Annotated in this window: 14 protein-coding genes; 3 read left to right on the forward strand and 11 right to left on the reverse strand. The window is 44.2% G+C overall.

Annotation, left to right across the window (positions count from 1 at the left end; translation table 11 throughout):
* Position 1: 1 nt before the first annotated feature.
* Both AC5WJX_RS06325 and AC5WJX_RS06330 read left to right on the forward strand, forming a co-directional pair.
* Positions 2-244 (forward strand): DUF1456 family protein, encoded by a 243-nt coding sequence (locus AC5WJX_RS06325; RefSeq protein ID WP_440432003.1) that lies wholly within the window; start codon positions 2-4, stop codon positions 242-244.
* A gap of 70 nt (positions 245-314) precedes the next feature.
* Positions 315-2,948 (forward strand): outer membrane beta-barrel protein, encoded by a 2,634-nt coding sequence (locus AC5WJX_RS06330; RefSeq protein WP_494483818.1) that lies wholly within the window; start codon positions 315-317, stop codon positions 2,946-2,948.
* Positions 2,949-2,960: 12 nt separating this feature from the next.
* Here the strand turns inward: AC5WJX_RS06330 and ettA are convergent, their stop codons facing one another.
* Positions 2,961-4,640, reverse strand: coding sequence for an energy-dependent translational throttle protein EttA (gene ettA, locus AC5WJX_RS06335; protein WP_440432007.1), 1,680 nt, complete (start codon positions 4,638-4,640; stop codon positions 2,961-2,963).
* A gap of 182 nt (positions 4,641-4,822) precedes the next feature.
* On the opposite strand from ettA, the gene AC5WJX_RS06340 reads away from it, so the two are divergent.
* The gene (locus tag AC5WJX_RS06340; protein WP_494483819.1) at positions 4,823-7,357 is read left to right on the forward strand and encodes an ATP-dependent Clp protease ATP-binding subunit; all 2,535 of its coding nucleotides are present in this window, start codon (positions 4,823-4,825) and stop codon (positions 7,355-7,357) included.
* A gap of 153 nt (positions 7,358-7,510) precedes the next feature.
* Here AC5WJX_RS06340 and AC5WJX_RS06345 read toward each other — a convergent pair whose 3' ends face one another.
* The 10 genes from AC5WJX_RS06345 to AC5WJX_RS06390 form a co-directional block, all read right to left on the reverse strand.
* On the reverse strand, positions 7,511-8,584 hold the full coding sequence (locus tag AC5WJX_RS06345) for a PA0069 family radical SAM protein (RefSeq protein ID WP_494483820.1): 1,074 nt from the start codon (positions 8,582-8,584) through the stop codon (positions 7,511-7,513).
* A 55-nt stretch (positions 8,585-8,639) separates the two neighbouring features.
* A complete protein-coding gene (locus AC5WJX_RS06350) occupies positions 8,640-9,869 on the reverse strand; it encodes a carboxypeptidase-like regulatory domain-containing protein (RefSeq protein WP_494483821.1) in 1,230 nt (409 codons plus the stop codon).
* A gap of 104 nt (positions 9,870-9,973) precedes the next feature.
* Positions 9,974-10,798 (reverse strand): enoyl-ACP reductase FabI, encoded by an 825-nt coding sequence (locus tag AC5WJX_RS06355; RefSeq protein WP_440432014.1) that lies wholly within the window; start codon positions 10,796-10,798, stop codon positions 9,974-9,976.
* 78 nt (positions 10,799-10,876) lie between these two features.
* On the reverse strand, positions 10,877-12,538 hold the full coding sequence (recN, locus tag AC5WJX_RS06360; RefSeq protein WP_494483822.1) for a DNA repair protein RecN: 1,662 nt from the start codon (positions 12,536-12,538) through the stop codon (positions 10,877-10,879).
* Positions 12,539-12,659: 121 nt separating this feature from the next.
* Positions 12,660-14,462, reverse strand: coding sequence for a M56 family metallopeptidase (locus tag AC5WJX_RS06365; protein WP_494483823.1), 1,803 nt, complete (start codon positions 14,460-14,462; stop codon positions 12,660-12,662).
* 4 nt (positions 14,463-14,466) lie between these two features.
* Entirely contained in the window at positions 14,467-14,850 is a 384-nt protein-coding gene (locus tag AC5WJX_RS06370) for a BlaI/MecI/CopY family transcriptional regulator (protein WP_494483824.1), read from the reverse strand.
* Between the two features lie 165 nt (positions 14,851-15,015).
* Positions 15,016-15,906: a type IX secretion system protein PorD gene (porD, locus tag AC5WJX_RS06375; protein ID WP_494483825.1), complete on the reverse strand. Its 891-nt coding sequence runs from the start codon at positions 15,904-15,906 to the stop codon at positions 15,016-15,018.
* Position 15,907: 1 nt separating this feature from the next.
* On the reverse strand, positions 15,908-17,101 hold the full coding sequence (gene coaBC / locus AC5WJX_RS06380; protein WP_494483826.1) for a bifunctional phosphopantothenoylcysteine decarboxylase/phosphopantothenate--cysteine ligase CoaBC: 1,194 nt from the start codon (positions 17,099-17,101) through the stop codon (positions 15,908-15,910).
* Between the two features lie 31 nt (positions 17,102-17,132).
* On the reverse strand, positions 17,133-17,468 hold the full coding sequence (locus AC5WJX_RS06385; protein WP_440432026.1) for a DNA-directed RNA polymerase subunit omega: 336 nt from the start codon (positions 17,466-17,468) through the stop codon (positions 17,133-17,135).
* Positions 17,468-18,397 carry an outer membrane protein assembly factor BamD gene (locus tag AC5WJX_RS06390; RefSeq protein ID WP_440432028.1) on the reverse strand — a complete coding sequence of 310 codons (930 nt, stop codon included), beginning with the start codon at positions 18,395-18,397 and terminating at the stop codon, positions 17,468-17,470. The genes AC5WJX_RS06385 and AC5WJX_RS06390 overlap by 1 nt, the downstream gene beginning before the upstream one ends.
* Positions 18,398-19,955: the final 1,558 nt, after the last annotated feature.

A 19,955-nucleotide genomic window follows, 5' to 3' on the forward strand; every position in this document is an offset into this window, starting at 1 on the left:
TATGAGCAATAACGATATATTTAAAAAGCTTCGGGTAGCGCTGGAACTTAATAATGATGAGATCATTAAGATTATGGAACTGGTAAACTTCAAAATTACGAAGAGCGAACTGGGCTCATTTTTCAGGAGTACCGACCATCCGAACTTTAAACCCTGCGGTGATCAGATCCTCAGAAACTTCCTAAACGGACTGATTATCTACAAGCGTGGACCGAGGGCACCGAAAAATGAACAGAAAGATTAGGGCGCATAATGCCTTATAATATTAGTCATATTTAGCAATTTTCGCTATGTTCGCATAGCAAGGAGCTGTTATGCGCATATTACTATTCCTTTTGTTCAATCTTTTATGCTCTGGTTATGCGATTGCTCAAGCTACGAATAAGGTAAGCGGAACAGTAAAAGATTCTGTGAACAGGGCCATTCCGGGCTCCTCCATTCGTGTTGTATCAGGAAAAGACACGCTGCACGCGGTAACGGATTTCAGGGGTAAATTCAGTATCTCTGGTATCTCTGGTCCGCGGGCGCAACTCAACATCAAAAGTATGGGCTATGTCCCGCTTGACGTTGAGCTCGAGTTTAAACCAGGTCAGAAGTACAATAACGTACCATACTTTCTGCAAAAAGATAAAAACACCCTTAAAGAAGTGGTGATCACCACCCAGGTGATTCCCGTTCGTGTACTTAAAGATACGATTGAATATAATGCTGCGGCTTTTCTGGTTCGGGAGAACGATCGTGTGGATGAGCTGCTCAAGCAGTTGCCGGGCTTACGCTTCGATCGCGATGGGCGACTGATCTCCATGGGGCAACCTACCACAAAACTCCGCGTAAATGGGGAGGATTTCTTCACCAACAGCGTTAAAGATTTCATCAACCAACTTCCGGCAGATATCATTGCCAAAGTTCAGATCATCAACGACTATGGTGATGAGTCCAGCTTCACGGGTAATAAGTCTGGTGAATCGCAGAAGATGCTGAACCTGGTAACAAAACCCGGCAGGGGAAAAGGGAATTTCGGAAATACGGCGGTATATACCGGCACGAATGAACGTTATGGGCTGCAAACTAATGGTAACCTTTGGCGGGAGAAGAAGCAGGTGGGTCTTAAAGGAAATATCAACAGCACGAATAATCCTGCAGGTATCAACAGGAATATTTCAACGGGAATGAATTATCGGGATAAGCTAAGCGATGCGGTGACTGCCAGTCTGGCTTATTCTTATGATAACAACAAGAATGAAAACCATCAGCTTGATTATACCGAGACTTTAAATCCTTCGGGTTCACTCTATACGTTAAACGACTATAACCGGAACACCAATACCAGCAAGCATAACCTGAGCTGGAATCTGCAGTCTATTGGTAAAACGAGCTATATTCAGGCTTCGGTTTCCGGTAATTTCCTGAATACAAACAGCGACTATCAGGCTTCATCCGAACAGACTGGTGTTAACAAACAGGATTTAAGAAATACGATCATTACGGATCAGTACACACCAGAGTTTGCAGGTAATTTCGCGTTTTCACATCGCCTGAAGAAGCCTGGAAGAACACTGTCGGTAGGCTTGTCAGCTAAGAACGGCATTTCGCAGCAGGATGATAATATGGACAACCTGATCCGTTATTATAACCCCAGAACGGGCCTGTTTGCAAAGGACTCCCTGCTAAACCGTTTGATGGATACGAAGAACAGATTGAGAAGCGTGTCAGGCACAGTGAGATTCTCGGAACCAATGTCGAACGATCATGATTCCCTGGTAAGTAAGAATCTGGATATCGTTTACACCTATGATCTGGAAGATAATGCCAATAACCTGCTTACCAGAGTGAAGAATGCCTTCGGTCGAAACCGGATAGTGGATTCATTAAGCAGTACCTACACGTCCCGATTCGGAGCGCACCTGCTGGGCGTCAACTTCAGATATGGGGCGGAGGACCTGAGTTATAACTTCGGCATAAGTGCACAACCGAATGTCTTGACCGTAATAAATAAACGGCCTTACGGTACCATCAGGCATGCTGGCTTTAACATTACGCCGGTTGCAAATGTCAGCTACAACATATCGGAGCGTACGAGTTTAACCTTTCTTTACAACGGGAACAGTTCGGCGCCTAACCTTGCACAGCTCCAGCCGGTGCCAAACACCAGAAACCTGCAGAATGTTATTGTTGGTAATCCGAACCTGAAATCTACCTTCCACCAAACGGCGAGTTTGTCCTTTCAGAACAGTAACCTCGAAACCGGGCGCGTACTGATGTTTGCGCTGAATGGTGAGGTGGTACAAAATCAGGTTGTCAGCAATGTGATCCTGAGGCGGGACACGCTCAACGGGCTAAAACAGGAAACAACCTTTCTGAATGCGAATGGCGCTTACAATGTGGATGGGATTTATTCCTGGTCCCAGCCCTTTGCTGACAATGTGATCAATTTGGAAGTTAGGGGAACGGTTGGCTTTGGGAACACGGTCTCCTACTCGAATTTCGTGTTAAACGAGAACAAGGGCTTCAATTTTTCGCAAGCGGTATTGCTGCGGATGAGTAAAAAGGCACTTTCCATTACCGGCGATGCGAGTTACAATTATAACAGCAACCGGTACTCTTTGGGATATAGTAATTTGAAGAATATTCAGGTGTATGAGTTTAACCTGAGCATGAAAGCTACTTTACCGCAACGTGTGATCCTGGGCTTTGATGCTTTGAAACGTATCAATATAGGCTACTCAATTGCTTCGAGCAATCCAACGATCATCAATATGAGTCTGGAGAAATCTTTCCTGCGCCGGGAGCGCGGAACTTTTAAGATTCAAGCCTATGATATTCTGAATCAGGGTAACTATTTCATCAGGAATGTGTCTGACAACTCCATCATTGACAGTAAAAACAATCAGAATACCAGATATCTGCAGGTCAGTATAAACATCAACCTCCAGCAGTTTGGAGGTTGATGCAAAGCCAGATTAGGCTAGTTTTTTGTATTTAATGCGGTGAGGGGTGACGTCACCAAGTCGTTTCTTGCGGTTTTCTTCGTAGTCGCTGTAGTTACCTTCAAAGAAGTACACCTGTGAGTTGCCCTCGAAGGCAAGAATGTGTGTACAGATGCGGTCGAGGAACCAACGGTCGTGACTGATGACTACCGCACAACCACCGAAGTTCTCCAATGCTTCTTCCAGTGCTCGCAGGGTGTTTACGTCGATATCATTGGTCGGCTCATCCAGTAATAGCACGTTGGCACCTTTTTTCAAGGTAATGGCCAGGTGTACACGGTTTCTTTCTCCACCTGACAGTACGCCTACTTTCTTCTGCTGGTCGCCACCGTTGAAGTTGAACTTGGACACGTAAGCACGTCCGTTAACAGCCTTGTTTCCAAGCTGAATGTTGTCGAGTCCATCGGTGATGTTCTCGTATACGGTTTTTTCAGGTTCCAGGTCATTGTGGTTCTGATCCACATAACCCAAGGCTACCGTTTCACCTACTCTGAAGTCTCCAGTGTCCGGGGTATCCTGGCCAGTGATCAAGCGGAATAAGGTGGTTTTACCTGCACCATTTGGTCCGATGATACCAACGATACCTGCTGGTGGGAGGGAGAAGCTCAGGTTTTCGAACAGGATCTTATCTCCATAGGCCTTGGTTACGTTGTTGGCTTCGATAACGACGTTACCTAAACGTGGACCAGCAGGGATGAAGAGCTCCAGTTTGTCTTCGCGCTCTCTAGAGTCCTCAGAAGCAAGTTTTTCGTAGTTGGATAACCTTGCTTTAGATTTTGCATGTCTCGCTTTTGGAGCCATACGTACCCACTCCAGCTCGCGCTCCAGGGTTTTCTGACGTTTGCTTTCGGTCTTTTCTTCTTGTGAAAGACGTTTTGCTTTTTGATCTAACCATGAAGAGTAGTTTCCTTTCCAGGGAATACCTTCACCGCGGTCAAGTTCGAGGATCCAACCGGCCACATTGTCAAGGAAGTACCTGTCGTGGGTTACTGCGATAACGGTTCCTTTGTAGTCTTTCAGGAATTGCTCCAGCCAATCGATACTTTCTGCATCAAGGTGGTTGGTTGGCTCATCGAGTAGCAATACATCTGGTTCCTGAAGCAGGAGGCGGCACATGGCGACCCTTCTACGCTCACCACCGGAAAGTACACCAATCTTGCTGTCGGGATCCGGGCAGCGCAAAGCGTCCATTGCACGCTCCAGTTTGTTGTCCAGCTCCCAGGCATTGGTAGCATCGATTTTATCTTGTAGTTCACCTTGCTTGGTCATGAGCCTGTCCATCTCGTCAGGGTTCTCATACACCTCGGGCAGGCCGAACTTTTCATTGATCTCTTCGTATTCTTTCAGAATGGCTGTGATCTCAGCTACACCCTCTTCAACGACCTCACGAACAGTCTTTTCATTGTCCAAAATAGGTTCCTGCGCAAGATATCCGACAGAATAACCTGGGGAGAAAACAACCTCACCTTGATAAGATTTGTCAAGCCCAGCTATAATTTTCAATAACGAGGATTTTCCTGAACCATTTAGTCCGATAACGCCTATTTTTGCACCATAGAAAAAGGACAGGTATATATTTTTTAATACTTGTTTCTGTGGGGGGTAAATCTTATTCACCCCGGCCATTGAGAATATTATTTTTTCGTCTGACATAATTGCATATTGGTTTGCAAATATCAGCAATAAAGTCAAAAAAAGCAGCGTTTTGTGAAATTACGGCACCAGGGTGTTTATATTTAGTGTGGATGGCGTAATTGTTGATAAAATAAAAAAAATGGTCTCGCTTATTTAAACATAATTTATAGTTTAGAGCATTCCAGTAAAGAAAGGTAGATATGGAAGCTAAGTTTTCACCACAAGTTAAAGATGTGATTTCATTTAGCAGGGAAGAAGCCCTGAGACTTGGTCACGATTACATAGGCGCAGAACATCTATTACTAGGCCTTATCCGCGAAGGCGACGGTATGGCAATAAAGGTTCTTAGGTCACTTGGAGTAGATACTTCGAAGTTGCGCCGTGCCATTGAAGATGCCGTTAAAGGTACATCAAGTGTAACCGTAAATTTGGGCAACATCCCACTTACGAAACAAGCTGAGAAAGTTTTAAAGATCACTTATTTAGAAGCTAAAATATTTAAAAGCGACCTGATAGGTACAGAGCATTTATTATTGTCAATTCTGCGCGACGATGATAACATCGCCTCACAGATCTTATTACAATTCAGCATCAATTATGAGATTTTCAAACAGGAAGTTGAAGTAAACAAAAACAACTTCAGAGACGATATACAGAACAGTGCCTCTGCAGGCAGTGATGATGATTATCGTGAGGAGGAGAGCTTCAGCGGTCCGAAGAAAGTTTCAGACATCAAATCTAAAACCCCTGTTTTGGATAATTTCGGCAGGGATTTAACTAAAGCTGCAGAGGAAGGCCGCCTTGATCCAATAGTGGGCAGGGAAAAAGAAATTGAACGTGTTTCTCAGATCCTATCCCGCAGGAAAAAGAATAACCCGATCCTGATCGGGGAACCAGGTGTGGGTAAGTCTGCCATTGCAGAGGGACTTGCATTACGCATCGTTCAGCGTAAAGTATCAAGGGTATTGTTCAACAAACGTGTTGTTACGCTTGATCTTGCTTCACTTGTTGCTGGTACAAAATACCGTGGCCAGTTTGAAGAGCGCATGAAAGCGGTGATGAATGAACTGGAGAAATCTACTGATGTGATCTTGTTCATTGATGAGATTCACACCATCGTAGGTGCTGGAGGTGCTTCGGGCTCGTTAGATGCTTCGAATATGTTCAAACCGGCCCTAGCAAGGGGTGAAATTCAATGCATCGGTGCAACCACCTTAGATGAGTACCGCCAGTACATCGAGAAGGATGGTGCCTTAGACCGTCGTTTCCAGAAGGTAATGATTGAGCCTGCATCTCCGGATGAAACCATCGAGATCCTTAACCGCATCAAAGAAAAGTATGAGGATCACCATGGTGTGACTTATACCGACGAAGCGATCAATGCTTGTGTGGCCTTGACTTCAAGGTATATCACGGACCGCTTCTTACCAGATAAAGCGATCGATGCTTTAGATGAAGCGGGTTCAAGGGTTCACTTAACCAATATCCACGTTCCTGAGAAGATCATCGAAATTGAAACCAAGATTGAAGACATCAAGGTTGAAAAGAACAAGGTGGTTAAAAGTCAGAAATATGAAGAAGCTGCGAAACTGAGGGATACTGAAAAGAATCTTTTAGAAGAACTTGACCGTGCTAAATCTGAATGGGAAGCTGAAACCAAAACCAAACGTTACACCGTAACGGAGGATAACGTAGCGGAGGTTGTTTCCATGATGACTGGTATTCCGTTGCAACGTGTTGGACAGACAGACAGCCAAAAACTGTTGAATATGTACGATACCGTAGCGAACAAAATCATCGGTCAGGATGATGCGATTAAGAAGTTAACGAAAGCCATCCAACGTACAAGAGCTGGATTGAAAGATCCTAAGAAGCCAATTGGTTCATTCATCTTCCTTGGTCCAACCGGGGTTGGTAAAACCGAACTTGCGAAAGAGCTTGCACGCTTCATGTTCGATAGTGATGATTCCTTGATCCAGATCGACATGAGCGAGTACATGGAGAAATTCGCTGTGTCACGATTAGTGGGTGCGCCTCCGGGATACGTAGGGTACGAAGAAGGTGGTCAGCTTACGGAGAAAGTTCGCCGTAAACCATATGCAGTGATCCTTTTGGATGAGATTGAGAAAGCTCACCCGGATGTGTTCAATATCCTGTTACAGGTATTGGATGAAGGACAACTAACCGACAGTCTTGGACGTAAAGTTGACTTCAGAAACACCATCATTATCATGACTTCTAACATCGGCGCACGCCAGTTGAAAGACTTCGGACAAGGTGTTGGTTTCTCTACATCTGCTAAAGCTAGCCAGGTGGATGCACATTCAAGAGGGGTTATCGAGAACGCCTTAAAACGTGCTTTTGCTCCAGAGTTCTTGAACCGTGTTGACGATGTGGTTGTATTCAATAGCCTTGGTAAGGAAGAGATCTTCAAGATCATTGATATTGAACTGAAATCACTGTTCGGTAGAGTTCACAACCTGGGTTATGAAATCAAGCTTACTGATGCAGCTAAGGACTTCATTGCTGACAAAGGCTTTGATAGTAACTTCGGTGCTCGTCCACTAAAACGTGCGATCCAGAAATATCTTGAAGATCCAATCGCTGAAGAAATCTTAAAAGGTGATGTAAGCGAAGGTGATGTTCTTGAGATCGACTACAATAAAGAAAACGATCAAATTACCGTGGAGAACAGGAGCCCTGGTAAGAAAAAGAAGAAAGAAGAAGGTGCATAAACCTTCTGGATAAATGAAAATCCCGTTGATCAGCGATCAACGGGATTTTTTTTGCTGTAAGATTTAGCGCTACTTTGGCTTGATACGTTCTATTTACACTGGCATCATACTTTCTATTTACATGCTAGAAAACATCAGAAACCAACAGTTATACTAGAATAGATTCAGTTGTGCCTTCGGCACGCGGAACTTGCTAGAGTCGAGCTCAACGGGATTTAAGTTTAGTTTGTTAAGTCTGCAATGTAGCTTGAAGGTGTCACTGATGAGTTGAGCAATATTTCCGTTTCCACGCATGCGTTCTCCGAAACGGCTGTCGTTCACCTTGCCACCATGACAAGATTGAATCATGTGCAAAACCTTGTCAAAACGATCAGGGTAATTCTTTTCCAGCCAATCTTTGAAGATTCCCCCGATAGCTCCATTTAACCGAACTACAGTATACCCGGCGTTAGTGGCCCCACGTTCTGCAATCGCTTTCAATATTGCAGGCACTTCATGGTCGCTTAAGCCCGGGATAAGCGGGGCAACCATCACGCCCACCGGAATGCCAGCCTTACTCAGCTGTTCTACTACTTTAAGGCGTTGCGCAGCCGTTGCAGTCCTCGGCTCCATCTTCAGGCGCAGGTCTTCATTCAAGCTGTTAATGGATACATAAACCATGCAGAGCTTCTCCTGCGCCATCTCTTTGAGGATATCCAGGTCACGTAGTACAAGTGAATTCTTGGTGATCATACCGATGGGCTGCTTATATTCGAGCGCAATCTGGAGCAACTGCCGGGTGAGCTTGAATTTTCGCTCTGCGGGCTGGTAGCAGTCAGTATTTCCAGATAGTGAGATGATCCCGGCATTCCAGCCTTTCTTCTCCAGGAACTTACGGAAAAGCTGCGGAGCCTCCTTTTTGACAATGATCTTGCGCTCAAACTCCAGCCCTGCGCTGAAGCCCCAATACTCATGGCTGTTTCGGGCATAACAGTAGGTGCAGCCGTGCTCGCAGCCCTGGTAGGGGTTAAGGGAGTAGGCCATGCCAACGTCTGGGCTGTCAACCTTGTTCACCACCGACTTTGCATCGCCGAAAATGAAGGTGGTTTTGCTGTCTTTTTCCTCCCAATCATCTATGCCTTCAACATGTTCTTTCACGTAATCGTTCTTCAAGAAATGATTATGTGGGTTCACCTGAGCACCGCGGCCCTTAAAATAACCAGATGGATTCTCTGCGTTCAATTCCATAGCGCGAATTTACTAAAAATATTAGTAATACACCAGGGTAACTTGTAGCCTTAAATTATTTTACCGGTTGTGGAATATAATCCATAGGAACCATGTCTGCTATTTTTTCATAAGCCCAATATCCTTCGTACAATAACGATTTAGGTTCATAAATTCCTCCATTTTCGTAGAAGTGGACCGGCGATTGAAGCATGTTCACAATGGAAATCTGGTAGTTCGGAATATCCAAGGGACGGCTAACGGAATGCCCAGACGTATTGCTGTATGCCGGAGTTTCCCGCTCTTTGGTGTAAACCACGTAGAGCTGGTCTTTGAAGCGCATAGACTTCAAGTCGCGATATTGCTGCTGCACCAAAGTATCCAGCAGAATTTCCTGTCTGTTTAGCGTACTGATCTCCTTAGGCATCTCCCGGACCTTCATCCAGTATTTAAGTGAATCATTCACCGCCGAGCCTAGACGAATCACCGCATTGCCATTTTGTGTAAGCCGTCTGATGTGCTTGTTGATAATGCTGTCCGGAGGACGTTGGGTATTTGGAATCTTTATCAGCTTGTGCAATAAATAACCTTGTTCCTTGCTCTTGCCAGAATACAGTGACTTGAAAAAGTGCTGTGTGGAGCCATAGTATGCAGTTTCCCTTTTGTTGATCCAGCGCTTCTTGGCCGCCTTACTACCTTTTAACTCCTGGTAATTTGGAAGGCCGCTGTAATAAACAATCCGGGTGTTGTAATTATACTCGAAGAACTGCAGCATATAGCGCAGCTGATAACCTAAGGCTTTATTCTCGATGATCAGAAAATCATCCGACTTTACCGTCAATATCCGGCGATCCTTATCATAATCCACCCGCAGTACTCCCGGATTTAGAATTTTGCACTTTTCCGAGTTAGGTGTCTTACCAATAAAGAACTCTTTAAATACCTGTAAATACTTTTCCCGGTTGGGGTCTGTACGAATAACTACTTCGTTCAGTTGAATGCTATTCTCCTGCAACACAATCTGAATGCTTACAGACTTATCGGAGAGTACAACATTTTTGGTATAGGGCAGGAAGCCCATCATCTGCACCAGCACATCGTAGTTGCCAGGCTTCAGATTACTCAAGGTAAACCTTCCTTCAGCGTCTGTTGATGTGGCATTTTTATAATTGCTCAGATACACCCCTGCACCAGGTAGTTCAACGCCTTTCTTGTCCCTAATTACGCCTGTAATGGACAGGTTCTGTGCATGTAAAGCCATGCCCGTCAAGAGGAATGAACAGCAGAGTAGGAGGTGTTTAATCATGTCCTCAAATAACTAATATATTAGTTATATATGCAAATAAAAAAGTCCCCATGGGGGACTTTTAACATATTATTTAAAGGGCAGATAGCTTTGTGACTGACAGCTTATTCGCCTTCGTTACCAATACCTAAACGCTTCATTACATCATCACTTACACCAGTAGATGAATAACCACCATCATGGAACAAGTTCTGCATGGTAACCATCCTGGTTAGATCCGAGAATAAGGTTACGCAGTAGTCTGCACAAGATTCTGCATCTGCATTGCCAAGAGGAGCAATTGAATTAGCAAAATCGTAGAAGTCACCGAAACCTTTGATACCTGTACCAGCAGTGGTTTTGGTTGGAGATTGAGAAACGGTATTAATCCTTACCTTCTTTTCTACGCCATAGTGGTATCCGAAGCTTCTTGCGATAGATTCCAGCATTGCTTTAATATCAGCCATGTCTGTATAGAAAGGATAGGTACGCTGAGCAGCCATATAAGTTAGGGCTACAACGCTACCACCTTCAGCAATTGCATCCAGTTTTTTCGCTACAGCAAGCATTTTATGGAAAGACATCGCAGAAACGTCGATACCTTTCATGAAGTAGTCGTAGTTAGATTCTGTGTAAGGGATTTTTTTACGGATATTAACACTCATACCGATCGAGTGCAATACGAAATCTATTTTACCACCTAATATTTCTTGAGATTGAGTAAACAAGTTGGTCAATTCATCAACATTGGTTGCATCAGCAGGAACGATTTGTGAGCCAGTTTTTTCAGCCAAAGTGTTGATCTCACCCATGCGCATAGCAATAGGGGCATTGGTTAACACAAATGTTGCGCCCTCTTCATGTGCTTTTTCAGCAACCTTCCATGCGATAGAATTTGCATCTAATGCACCGGTAATGATGCCGCGTTTACCTTTTAATAAGTTGTACATATTTCTACTTTTAATGTTGTTGTTAAGGCCTAACTTAACAAACCCGAAGTTAGCAAAATTTTCTTTTCAGTATCTGGCTTATTCATTTTTATAGCCCAGCAGGTCTTTCGCATTTTCCAAGGCAGAGCTACCCGGGTTTTTCCCGCTAAGCATCTCAGCGATAGCATCAACCCGCTCCGTTGCCGACAATCGGCGGATCCCGGTAGTGGTCTTATCTTTAGCCTCATGTTTGTATACAAAGTAATGGGCCTGGCCTTTTGAAGCGATTTGGGGGAGGTGTGTAATGCAAAGCACCTGCATGTTTTTCTCCAGATGTCCAATTACGTCCCCGACACGCAAAGCCGTTTCTCCGGAAATACCTGTGTCAATTTCATCGAAGATCAAGGTCGGCAATGCGGTGTGTTTCGCCATGATGGACTTAATGGCAAGCATTAACCTCGATAACTCTCCACCTGAAGCAATTTTGCCTACCGGTGCAGGAGCCTGACCAGCATTTGCTGAGAATAACAAGGTGATCTGATCCTTGCCGTCTTTACCTAAGTCCTCCAGAACAGTTTGCTCCAGATGGATCTTAGCATTTGGCATGCCCACCTGCATCAGGATTTCATCGACCTGCTTTTCAGAGTTCTTAATAGACTTGCTCCGGTTCTGAGAAAGCTTATCCGCTTTTTTCTCCAGTTCAGCACGTCGTATTTCCAAATCCTTCTGCAGCTTTTCGATCTCCTCATCGCCACTCAGCATCTTGTTTAGGCTGTTGCTTAAATCCTCGCGGATCTGGATCAGCGCTTCAACCGTTTTCACCCGGTGTTTCTGTTGCAAAGCATAGATCACATCTAGGCGGGTATTAATTTCTTCAACCCTTGCCACACTGAAAACCACAGACTCGTCCAAAGCCATCAACTCTTCAGAGATATCCTTCAATTCAATCACGGCAGATTTAAGTCGTTCGTTCTGCGCTTCGTATTCCGGATTATACTTTTCAATGCTGTTCAGCTGACTAACCACTTCTTTCAGCATTGGCAGCACAGCAATTTCCTGCTCGCTCAGCATTGCGTAGCTGTTTACCAGACTACGTTTAATGCTCTCCGCATTATTCAGGAGTTCAAGTTCGGCTTCCAACTGTTCCTGTTCTTCAGCTTTCAGGTTAGCCGCCTCAAGTTCATTGAACAAGAATTGCTCATAGTCCTGTTTACTTCTGGCTTCATCTGCAGCAGTCTGCATGGCCACCAGTTGTTTGCTGAGCTTACGATATGCATGATACTTCTGGCGATAATCGGTAAGCAGTGGCATATGGTTGGCCAACGTATCCACGATGGATAGCTGGAAAGCCGCATCACTAACTTCCTGAGTGGCGTGTTGCGAGTGAATGTCAATCAGCTTTTCGCCCACCTGTTTCATCACCGAAAGCGTTACCGGGGTATCGTTAATGAACGCCCTAGATTTGCCATCAATGGAGATCTCACGTCTCAGGATGCTTTCTTCCTGGTAATCCAGGTCATGTTCAAGAAAAAGATGCTGTGAGTTCTCGTTCAGTTTAAACGTGCCTTCAATCACACATTTCTTTTCCTGATTGAAAAAATACCTGGTTTCTGCCCGCTGACCTAATATCAGCGACAAAGCGCCCAGCATAATGGACTTACCAGCACCGGTTTCCCCGGTTACAATGTTCAAACCTTTCTCCAGCTCAAGTTCAACACTATCAATTAATGCGTAATTACGTATAGAAAGTTTTTGTAGCATATTTCATCGCTAAATTAATGAAAACTTAGCCTCGCATGTTTATTTTCTTTACAACAAAAAAAGGCAGATAAAGATCTGCCTTTTTCGATAATCGTTCTTTGACCATTCAGCTGGTCAACAATCAGGACTTTCTTTTTTCCTGTTTCTTTTTCAGTTTCTCCACCTTTTCTTCAAATTCCTTTTTCAATTTCTTGTATTCTTCAGAGTTGCGAAGTGCGATAGATTCATTTGCATCCGTGTCAAACTTGAAGTTCAGATTCAAGTTTTTAAGTTGATTTTCTATCTCGGGGCTGATCATCATTCTCTGCAGCTCCTTAGAGCTTTCACGCAACTCCTCGTTCAACTTCTTTATCTCCTCACGATGTTCAGGACTGTTCATTTTTAAACGCATTTCCTCGGCATGCTTTTTCATCTTTTCTGTAAGCGCCTTACGTTTTTCTTGCTCTTCTGGTGAATTGAACTGCCTGGTGAATACTTCACCTCGCTTCTGCATCTCCAAGCCAAGCTTCTCCCATTTAGCCCGCTCTTCCGGTGAATTAAAGCGCTTAGCGAAGGCTTCGCCCTTTTTCTGCATTTCCAGGGCCAGTTTCTCCCATTTGGCTTTTTCCTCAGGCGAATCAAAATGTTTGCGTATCGACTCTGCATTTCTTCTCAAGGAGATCACCGTTGTGGAATCCATTGGGTAACCATCAGATTTAAACCTGTATACATGGGCTGGCTCCTCAATGCGGAGACTATCCGGAAGCTTGCTAACTGCATTGTACTCCTTTTTATTGCCTTTTTCATCTACCGTGATGATCTTAACCTTTTTCTTCTTTTGTGGTGGGGTGTCTATCGGCAGGTCCATTTTAGGCATTGCCTGTACATTATCCAGTGTAAAATGTCTGACCACGTCGGCAGCAGCGGTTTTTACAGTTTCCTTGTCTTTAGCCGGACTTACCCATGCCAGTGAAATAATCGTTCCCAAGGTAAGGGAAATCGCAAAGATGCGTTGCTTCGCGCTCATGTACGTCGTCTTCATATCGGTGATTCTTTTAATTCTATGGTACAAATGCTGGCTGTTGCCACTTGCGGCAAGTGATAAAGCCGGGGTATCTTTTTCCTTTAAAATTTCTATTTTCAATAAGGCATGTGCATAGGTCAGGGGTGTGCCGGTAAACTTCACCACGAGATCATCGCAATCATGTTCGCGTTCTATGCGGATAAACCTGCTGCTGAGCCATACAAAAGGATTGAAGAATAACACCGTTTCTATAGCAGTTTTAATCAGGTTGAGCAGAAAATCATTGCGGCGCACATGAGACAATTCATGGATCAGGATAGCTTCTACCTGTTGCAGATCAAGCTGTGTCGCCATGCTTACCGGAAATAAGATGATCGGTTTAAAAAAGCCGATAACCAGCGGCACATTGACCTTGTCAGACAGCTTAAATAGTACAGGCTTTTTAATATTCAGTTTTAACAGCACAGCCTGGAACTTTTCCTGCCACAAGGGCGGAACACAATCATGCGCAGCATGTTTAACCAGTTCAAGCTTTTGGTAGCTGTACCAAAGAATTATGATTTGCACGATCACACCCAAGCCATAAAGTGCAACCAGGTAGGGAAAGTAGTGCTCCGCAACAGGCACAAAGCCGGCAGTTTCTGGAGCTGCGGCCAATTCTGCTGCCAGGGAAACCTGTTGGTTAAGCGTTAACGTTAATGCCCCGCTCGGCACTTTTAAAATGGAAACAAAAGTTAACAGGAAACTCGCAAACATCAGGGCTATTGCGCCAAAGGCTAGATTATGCTTCAGCCGTGCCGTTATTCGGGGGACAGCCATTAGGATTAAAAACAACAGTCCATATATCACTGCGCCTTGCCATAGGGAATGAAACATACTCCATCCAAATGCACTGATGATTGTGTTAAATAATGTTTCCATGATTTTATTTCTTACTTAAATCGTCTAGATATTGTTTAATTGCATCCAGCTCCTCCTTGCTCGCTTTGTGGTTGCCTAAGGCCTGCATCACCATCCGGCTTGCAGATCCATTGAAAACGTTGTCAATCATCCGGCTAACCAGGTGCTGCTGTGTCCGTTGCTGGTTTACCAGGGCTTTGTAAACGTGGGTCTTTGAGCTGGTGTCGCGGGCGACAAGCCCTTTTTCATGCATGATCTGCATCAGCTTCAAGGTGGTTGTATAGCCGGCATCTTTGTTTTGTGCCAAAACCTCGTGCACGTCCCGCACGGTGCAGCTCTTTTTTGCCCATAAAATTTGTAGAATCTCTAATTCACTTTCCGTCGGTTTTATCTCTATCGCTGTTGCCATCTTTTATACTACGAATTGTTTCGTATATAAAACTACGAATGTATTCGTAGAATGCAAATTATTTTTGAAAATATTTAGAAATAAGGAATTGTGATATAGGGGATTACCTGGAAGCTCGTTAGCTATGTTACACCGTGGTTAGCACCGAGTGAGCCTGTGCTGACTTTACTTTAACGCCTCGTACCTGCCTGCATTTGCTGGATCAATACCCGAGAGCAGATCCAAAGCACTGCGTTTTTGGGCAGCATTGAGTCCTGAGAAGATGTTACCGAACTCTTCCGCTTTACCCGAAAAGAAGATATTCGGAAAGTAAGCGCCAAGTCGTTGCTTGTCTAACCCACTAAGGTCTGTGAGGCTTTTAAAAAGATTACGCGATGCAGTATGCTGGTCCTGCGCTAAACGATCAAGACCTTCAATATGGTAGCTGTAAATGAAATCCCGCAGTTGCAGGTAATTGCTGTTTAACAGGTTTTCATTAAGCCAATAGCGGTTCCTTAAACCATCGGCAGCTTTCCAGCCGGCATTACCAGAGCTCTGCGCAACATTCATCACCTGCTGTGCCTTAGTAAAAAGTGGTGTTCCCCCTTGTCTGGCAAAGCTGTCCTTATCAAGACCTATAATGGTATAAGCATAAAAGGCCAGCATGGAACTTAGATTATTGATAAACAGCTGATCCGAAAAGTCCAGCGGTTGCCCTTCTGTATAGGTAAAATTGAAGTCCTTGTCGCTTAAATTTAGCAGCGTACTGTTGTAGGTACTGCCAAATACAGGCCGGGAGGATTGTATCTGTGCTTCTGCCTGGTAACCGGCATTACCGTCCCAGGCTCTAACGGTAATCACGAAATTACAGGTAATGCGTTCTTGTGGCAGGTAGGTGTCTGCGCTCCATTTATTATTGTTCAGAAAGTTGCGCATGGCCTCTTGCAGCATTTGCAAGGTTGCCGGATTGAGATTTGAAACAGTAGGGGCGAGCAGTTGTACCCTGGCATTCAACTCTTGTGCGTACGTTTGCTTAAGCAGGCAACACAGAAGGATAAGCAACAGGGTTCGTTTCATATCAGAGCAAGCTAATAATTTCCTGGCAGATGTCGGCTGCTACAGCAGCTTTGGACTTTACCTCATAGGTCTTCTTCTCCAAGGCTTTATTGATGATGGTGATTTTGTTGGTGTCGACACCAAAACCTGCACCGGAATCGTTCAGCGAGTTCAGGACGATGAAATCAAGGTTTTTACGCTGCAGTTTTTGCTTTGCATGTTCCTCTTCATTGGTAGTTTCTAAAGCGAAGCCCACCAGGATCTGATCCGCAGTTTTTTGACTGCCCAGTTCGGCCAGGATGTCTGCGGTCTTCTTTAGCGTAATGGTAAGTGTCTGATCCTGTTTTTTAATCTTTTCCGTTGCAACGCTCTCTGGTGTATAATCTGCTACAGCTGCGCTCATGACTGTGATGGATGCCGCTTTGAAATGTTCCATACAAGCCTGGTGCATTTCCGCGGCACTGCGCACATTGATGCGCTTGATGCCTGCACTGGACTGCTCTGCACTTGGGCCGCTGATCAGCGTTACTTCCGCGCCGAGGTTTTCAAAGGCATGCGCTATTGCAAAGCCCATCTTCCCGGAGGAGTGATTTCCAATAAAGCGGACAGGATCGATCGCTTCATAGGTGGGGCCGGCAGTAACCAGCACCTTTCTGCCAAGCAGAGGCATACCCTGGGTGATCTGAGCGTTTAGAAAATCCATGATTTCTTCCGGTTCTGCCAGGCGACCTTCGCCCACTAATCCGCTGGCGAGTTCTCCACTTCCCGGTGCGATCATCAGGTTACCAAAGGCCAGTAGCTTACGGATATTTCCCTGTGTACTTTCATGCTTCCACATGTCCAAATCCATAGCAGGTGCAAAAAGCACCTGGCATTTTGCGGAAAGGTACACTGCTGAAAGCAGGTTGTCACAAACACCGTTGGCCATTTTGGAAAGCGTATTGGCACTGGCAGGTGCGATTAGGATGTAATCGGCCCATAATGCAAGCTCCACATGGTTGCTCCATACGCCGGTTTCTTCCTCGTAATATTTGGTGTAAACTGGATTTTTAGAGAGGGTAGCAAGGGTAAGCGGCGTAATGAAAGCTGCCGCATTTGCAGTGAGAATAACCTTGACGTTTGCACCGGCTTTTACGAGCAATCTGACCAGGGAGGCCGATTTATACGCTGCGATGCTGCCGCAAACGCCAAGGATAATGTTTTTATTTTTAAGCATGCTTTATTGCAATTGGAGATGCAATGGTTAACTATGCCTTGGTGTTTTCTTCTTTTGCTGGGTTTCTGTGGTAAACCTTACCATTAAGGAACTCATCAATAGCGATCAATGAAGGCTTCGGCATACGCTCATAGTGCTTGCTGATCTCGATTTGTTCTCTGTTTTCAAAAATCTCCTCCAGGTTATCATTTGAAGACGCAAATTCTGCCAGTTTACCGTGTAGCTCTTCTTTGATGTTGTTAGAGATCTGATTTGCCCTCTTCGCGATGATCACTAAAGACTCATAGATATTCTCGGTCTTCTGATCTAAATCATTAACATTTCTGGTAACGGTTGTATTTGGTACAGCGGGTTTGTTCGTATTCATTATGTTGTTGGGGTTTTAATCGTGTTTCTAGTACTATCTCTTTTCGCTTCTTTTTCAAGCGTTTCTTTATACTTTTCAGTTTGTTTTGCAACTTCTGCCAGCACACGCTTCGCATTTTCAATGCCAGCTTCGCTGTCGGCTTTTAAATCGTTTACTTCTTTCAGGTATTTGCTTTCCGGATGTGATTGTACAAACTCGTCTGCAAACTGGATTGCTTCAGTATAGCGCTCTTCCTGGCGGGTTTCAAAACTGTTCTTTGCATACAGGTACTGTGACTTAACGGTCAACAGGTCCATTTCTTCTGCATATTTAATGTCCGGGAATTCTACCTGAGCCGTTTGTAGTGCTACTACGGCAGCTTTATAATTGCTGATGTCATAACCGCCAAGGTCATAATATAATTTAGCATTGGCGTAAGCCTTATCTTCCAATTTGCCCCGTAGATCGTTGATGTACTGTGTAGCCTGTGCAACACGTTCACTTTTAGGATATAGGTTGATGAACAGCTGCATCGCGTCAATTGCTTTATACGTGTTCTCCTGATCTAAGGTAGAAGCCGGCGACTCCAGGTAGAAGCAATACGCATACATATAGCGGCATTCCTCTGCATTTTTACTTGTTGGATAGATATCGGCAAAGCTTTTAAACTGAAAGCGGGCAGTAGTGTAATCGCCTAAACGATATAAGGTATATGCGTAATAGTAATTTAAGTCCTCCGCTTCAGCCCGTCCCCGGTATTTTTGCGTCAGGTCTTCGAATAAAATTAATGCTTTTGAATAGTTCTTGTTATTGTAAAGTCTAACAGCCTCTTGATATTTCTTAGCAACGTCATTGCTAAGGCGGATTTTTTCAAACTGACTTTTACATCCGGCAATAGATAAAGTCAAGATTGTTAGTAGTAAAAAAGTTAAGTGTTTAATTTTAAACATTCTGCAAAGATAAGTAATAATACGACAACGTCAATTAAAAATAATAGTCCGCTAAGCTATCGAAAGGCATTCATCCTTTCAAGTCATTAACATTTTTTAACACAAAAAAAGAAGGGCAGCATGCACGGCTGTGCTGATGTATTTGACGTGGCTGAGGTCGGGATGCTCACTGGTTAAACATTCGTGTTTAACGGTCCCGGTGCATACCCTGTTCAGCTTCAGGTCTGATGCACAGCAAACACAGCGCAGACACACTTACGGTGTGCGTTTGATGTGGGTGAGGTGTGGGTCAGGTGTGGCTGTGGTCTGCGTTTGATCCGAAGCTGCGGCGTGCTGGTTCTATAGGGTTTGCTGCGGCATTTTGGGGCCTGGCTGTTCCAGAAGGCTACGGTGATTTTTTGATTTAATTCCAAAATGGCTATACAAGCGGGCGCTGTATTGCGGCTGGCACTATACACCTGTTGATTTTTCTTTAGCTGGACGTTGAGTGAATGATGTGTCGATTGGAGTTCTTAACAGCTCCTCAAATGCTCACCGCTCAAGCGGAGTTTTATTTAGGACCTATATAGTATAAGTGTGTATGCTCCGTAATGATGGATTTGTGATTCTGCTTAACAGAGCACGCTATATAGCTATGCTGAAATCCTGCTGTCCCGGAGTGTATCCTATTATATATAGCAATGACTGTATTTATATCTAAACATGGGCAGGGTGGCGATTCGAATTATTTGATGTTGTTTTGTAGTTGGAAGGCCGAGCTAATTGTAGCATAGGCCCAAAAGGAAAGTTCATGGGTACCAGGCTTTGGAATTGGGATGTTGCTGAATTATTAAAGGCAGTACTGAGTTTGGTGCATTTTATCGAAAAGTAGACCGGGTTGAAGACAGGCTGATGTTAAGATGAGTGATGTTAAATTAACTTAAAACAGCAGCAATGTGTTGGATTGACCAGGCCTGAAACTGAAATTTGAGGCTGAAACCACTTTGAAATACAAGTTTTAACCTACCGGTTTACCTTATTGTACAAGCGACACGAAGCATTGTGAAAAGCTGTGCAAATCATTGCGCTTGTTTTTCAAGAGGTTAGCAGGTTTAAACAGGATATTTCTACATATTGTTTTGCAGCGATGAAATTTTCTTCTACATTTGCACTCCGCTTCGGAGGAAGGGAAACAGTGAAAAGGATAAAGAAGAAAGATTTGAAAGGCTGAAAAGGAGTAAGATAATGTCTCTTTTTGCGTTTACCTCTAGCAGGTAACCATCACTGGAAACAGTGAAAAACAAAAAGAAAAAATTTAGAAATAAATTCTTGACAATATCAAAATCATTACTACCTTTGCAGTCCCAACAAACAGGGAGCCACTTAACGGATGTTAAACACGGCAAATAACAAAGATTGAAACAGAGCGATTAGTTAAACAGACCAGACAAGAAAGACTGGGAAACACAAGCTAGGCGATCTGCAACATATAAAGGCAAACCGAGAGGAGATGCCGAAAAGTTCATTAAAGAGATGTCATTTTATAAAAACGCAGCGAGGTAAACAAGTACGGTTTCAA

Source organism: Pedobacter sp. NEAU-ZC8 (assembly GCF_059278965.1).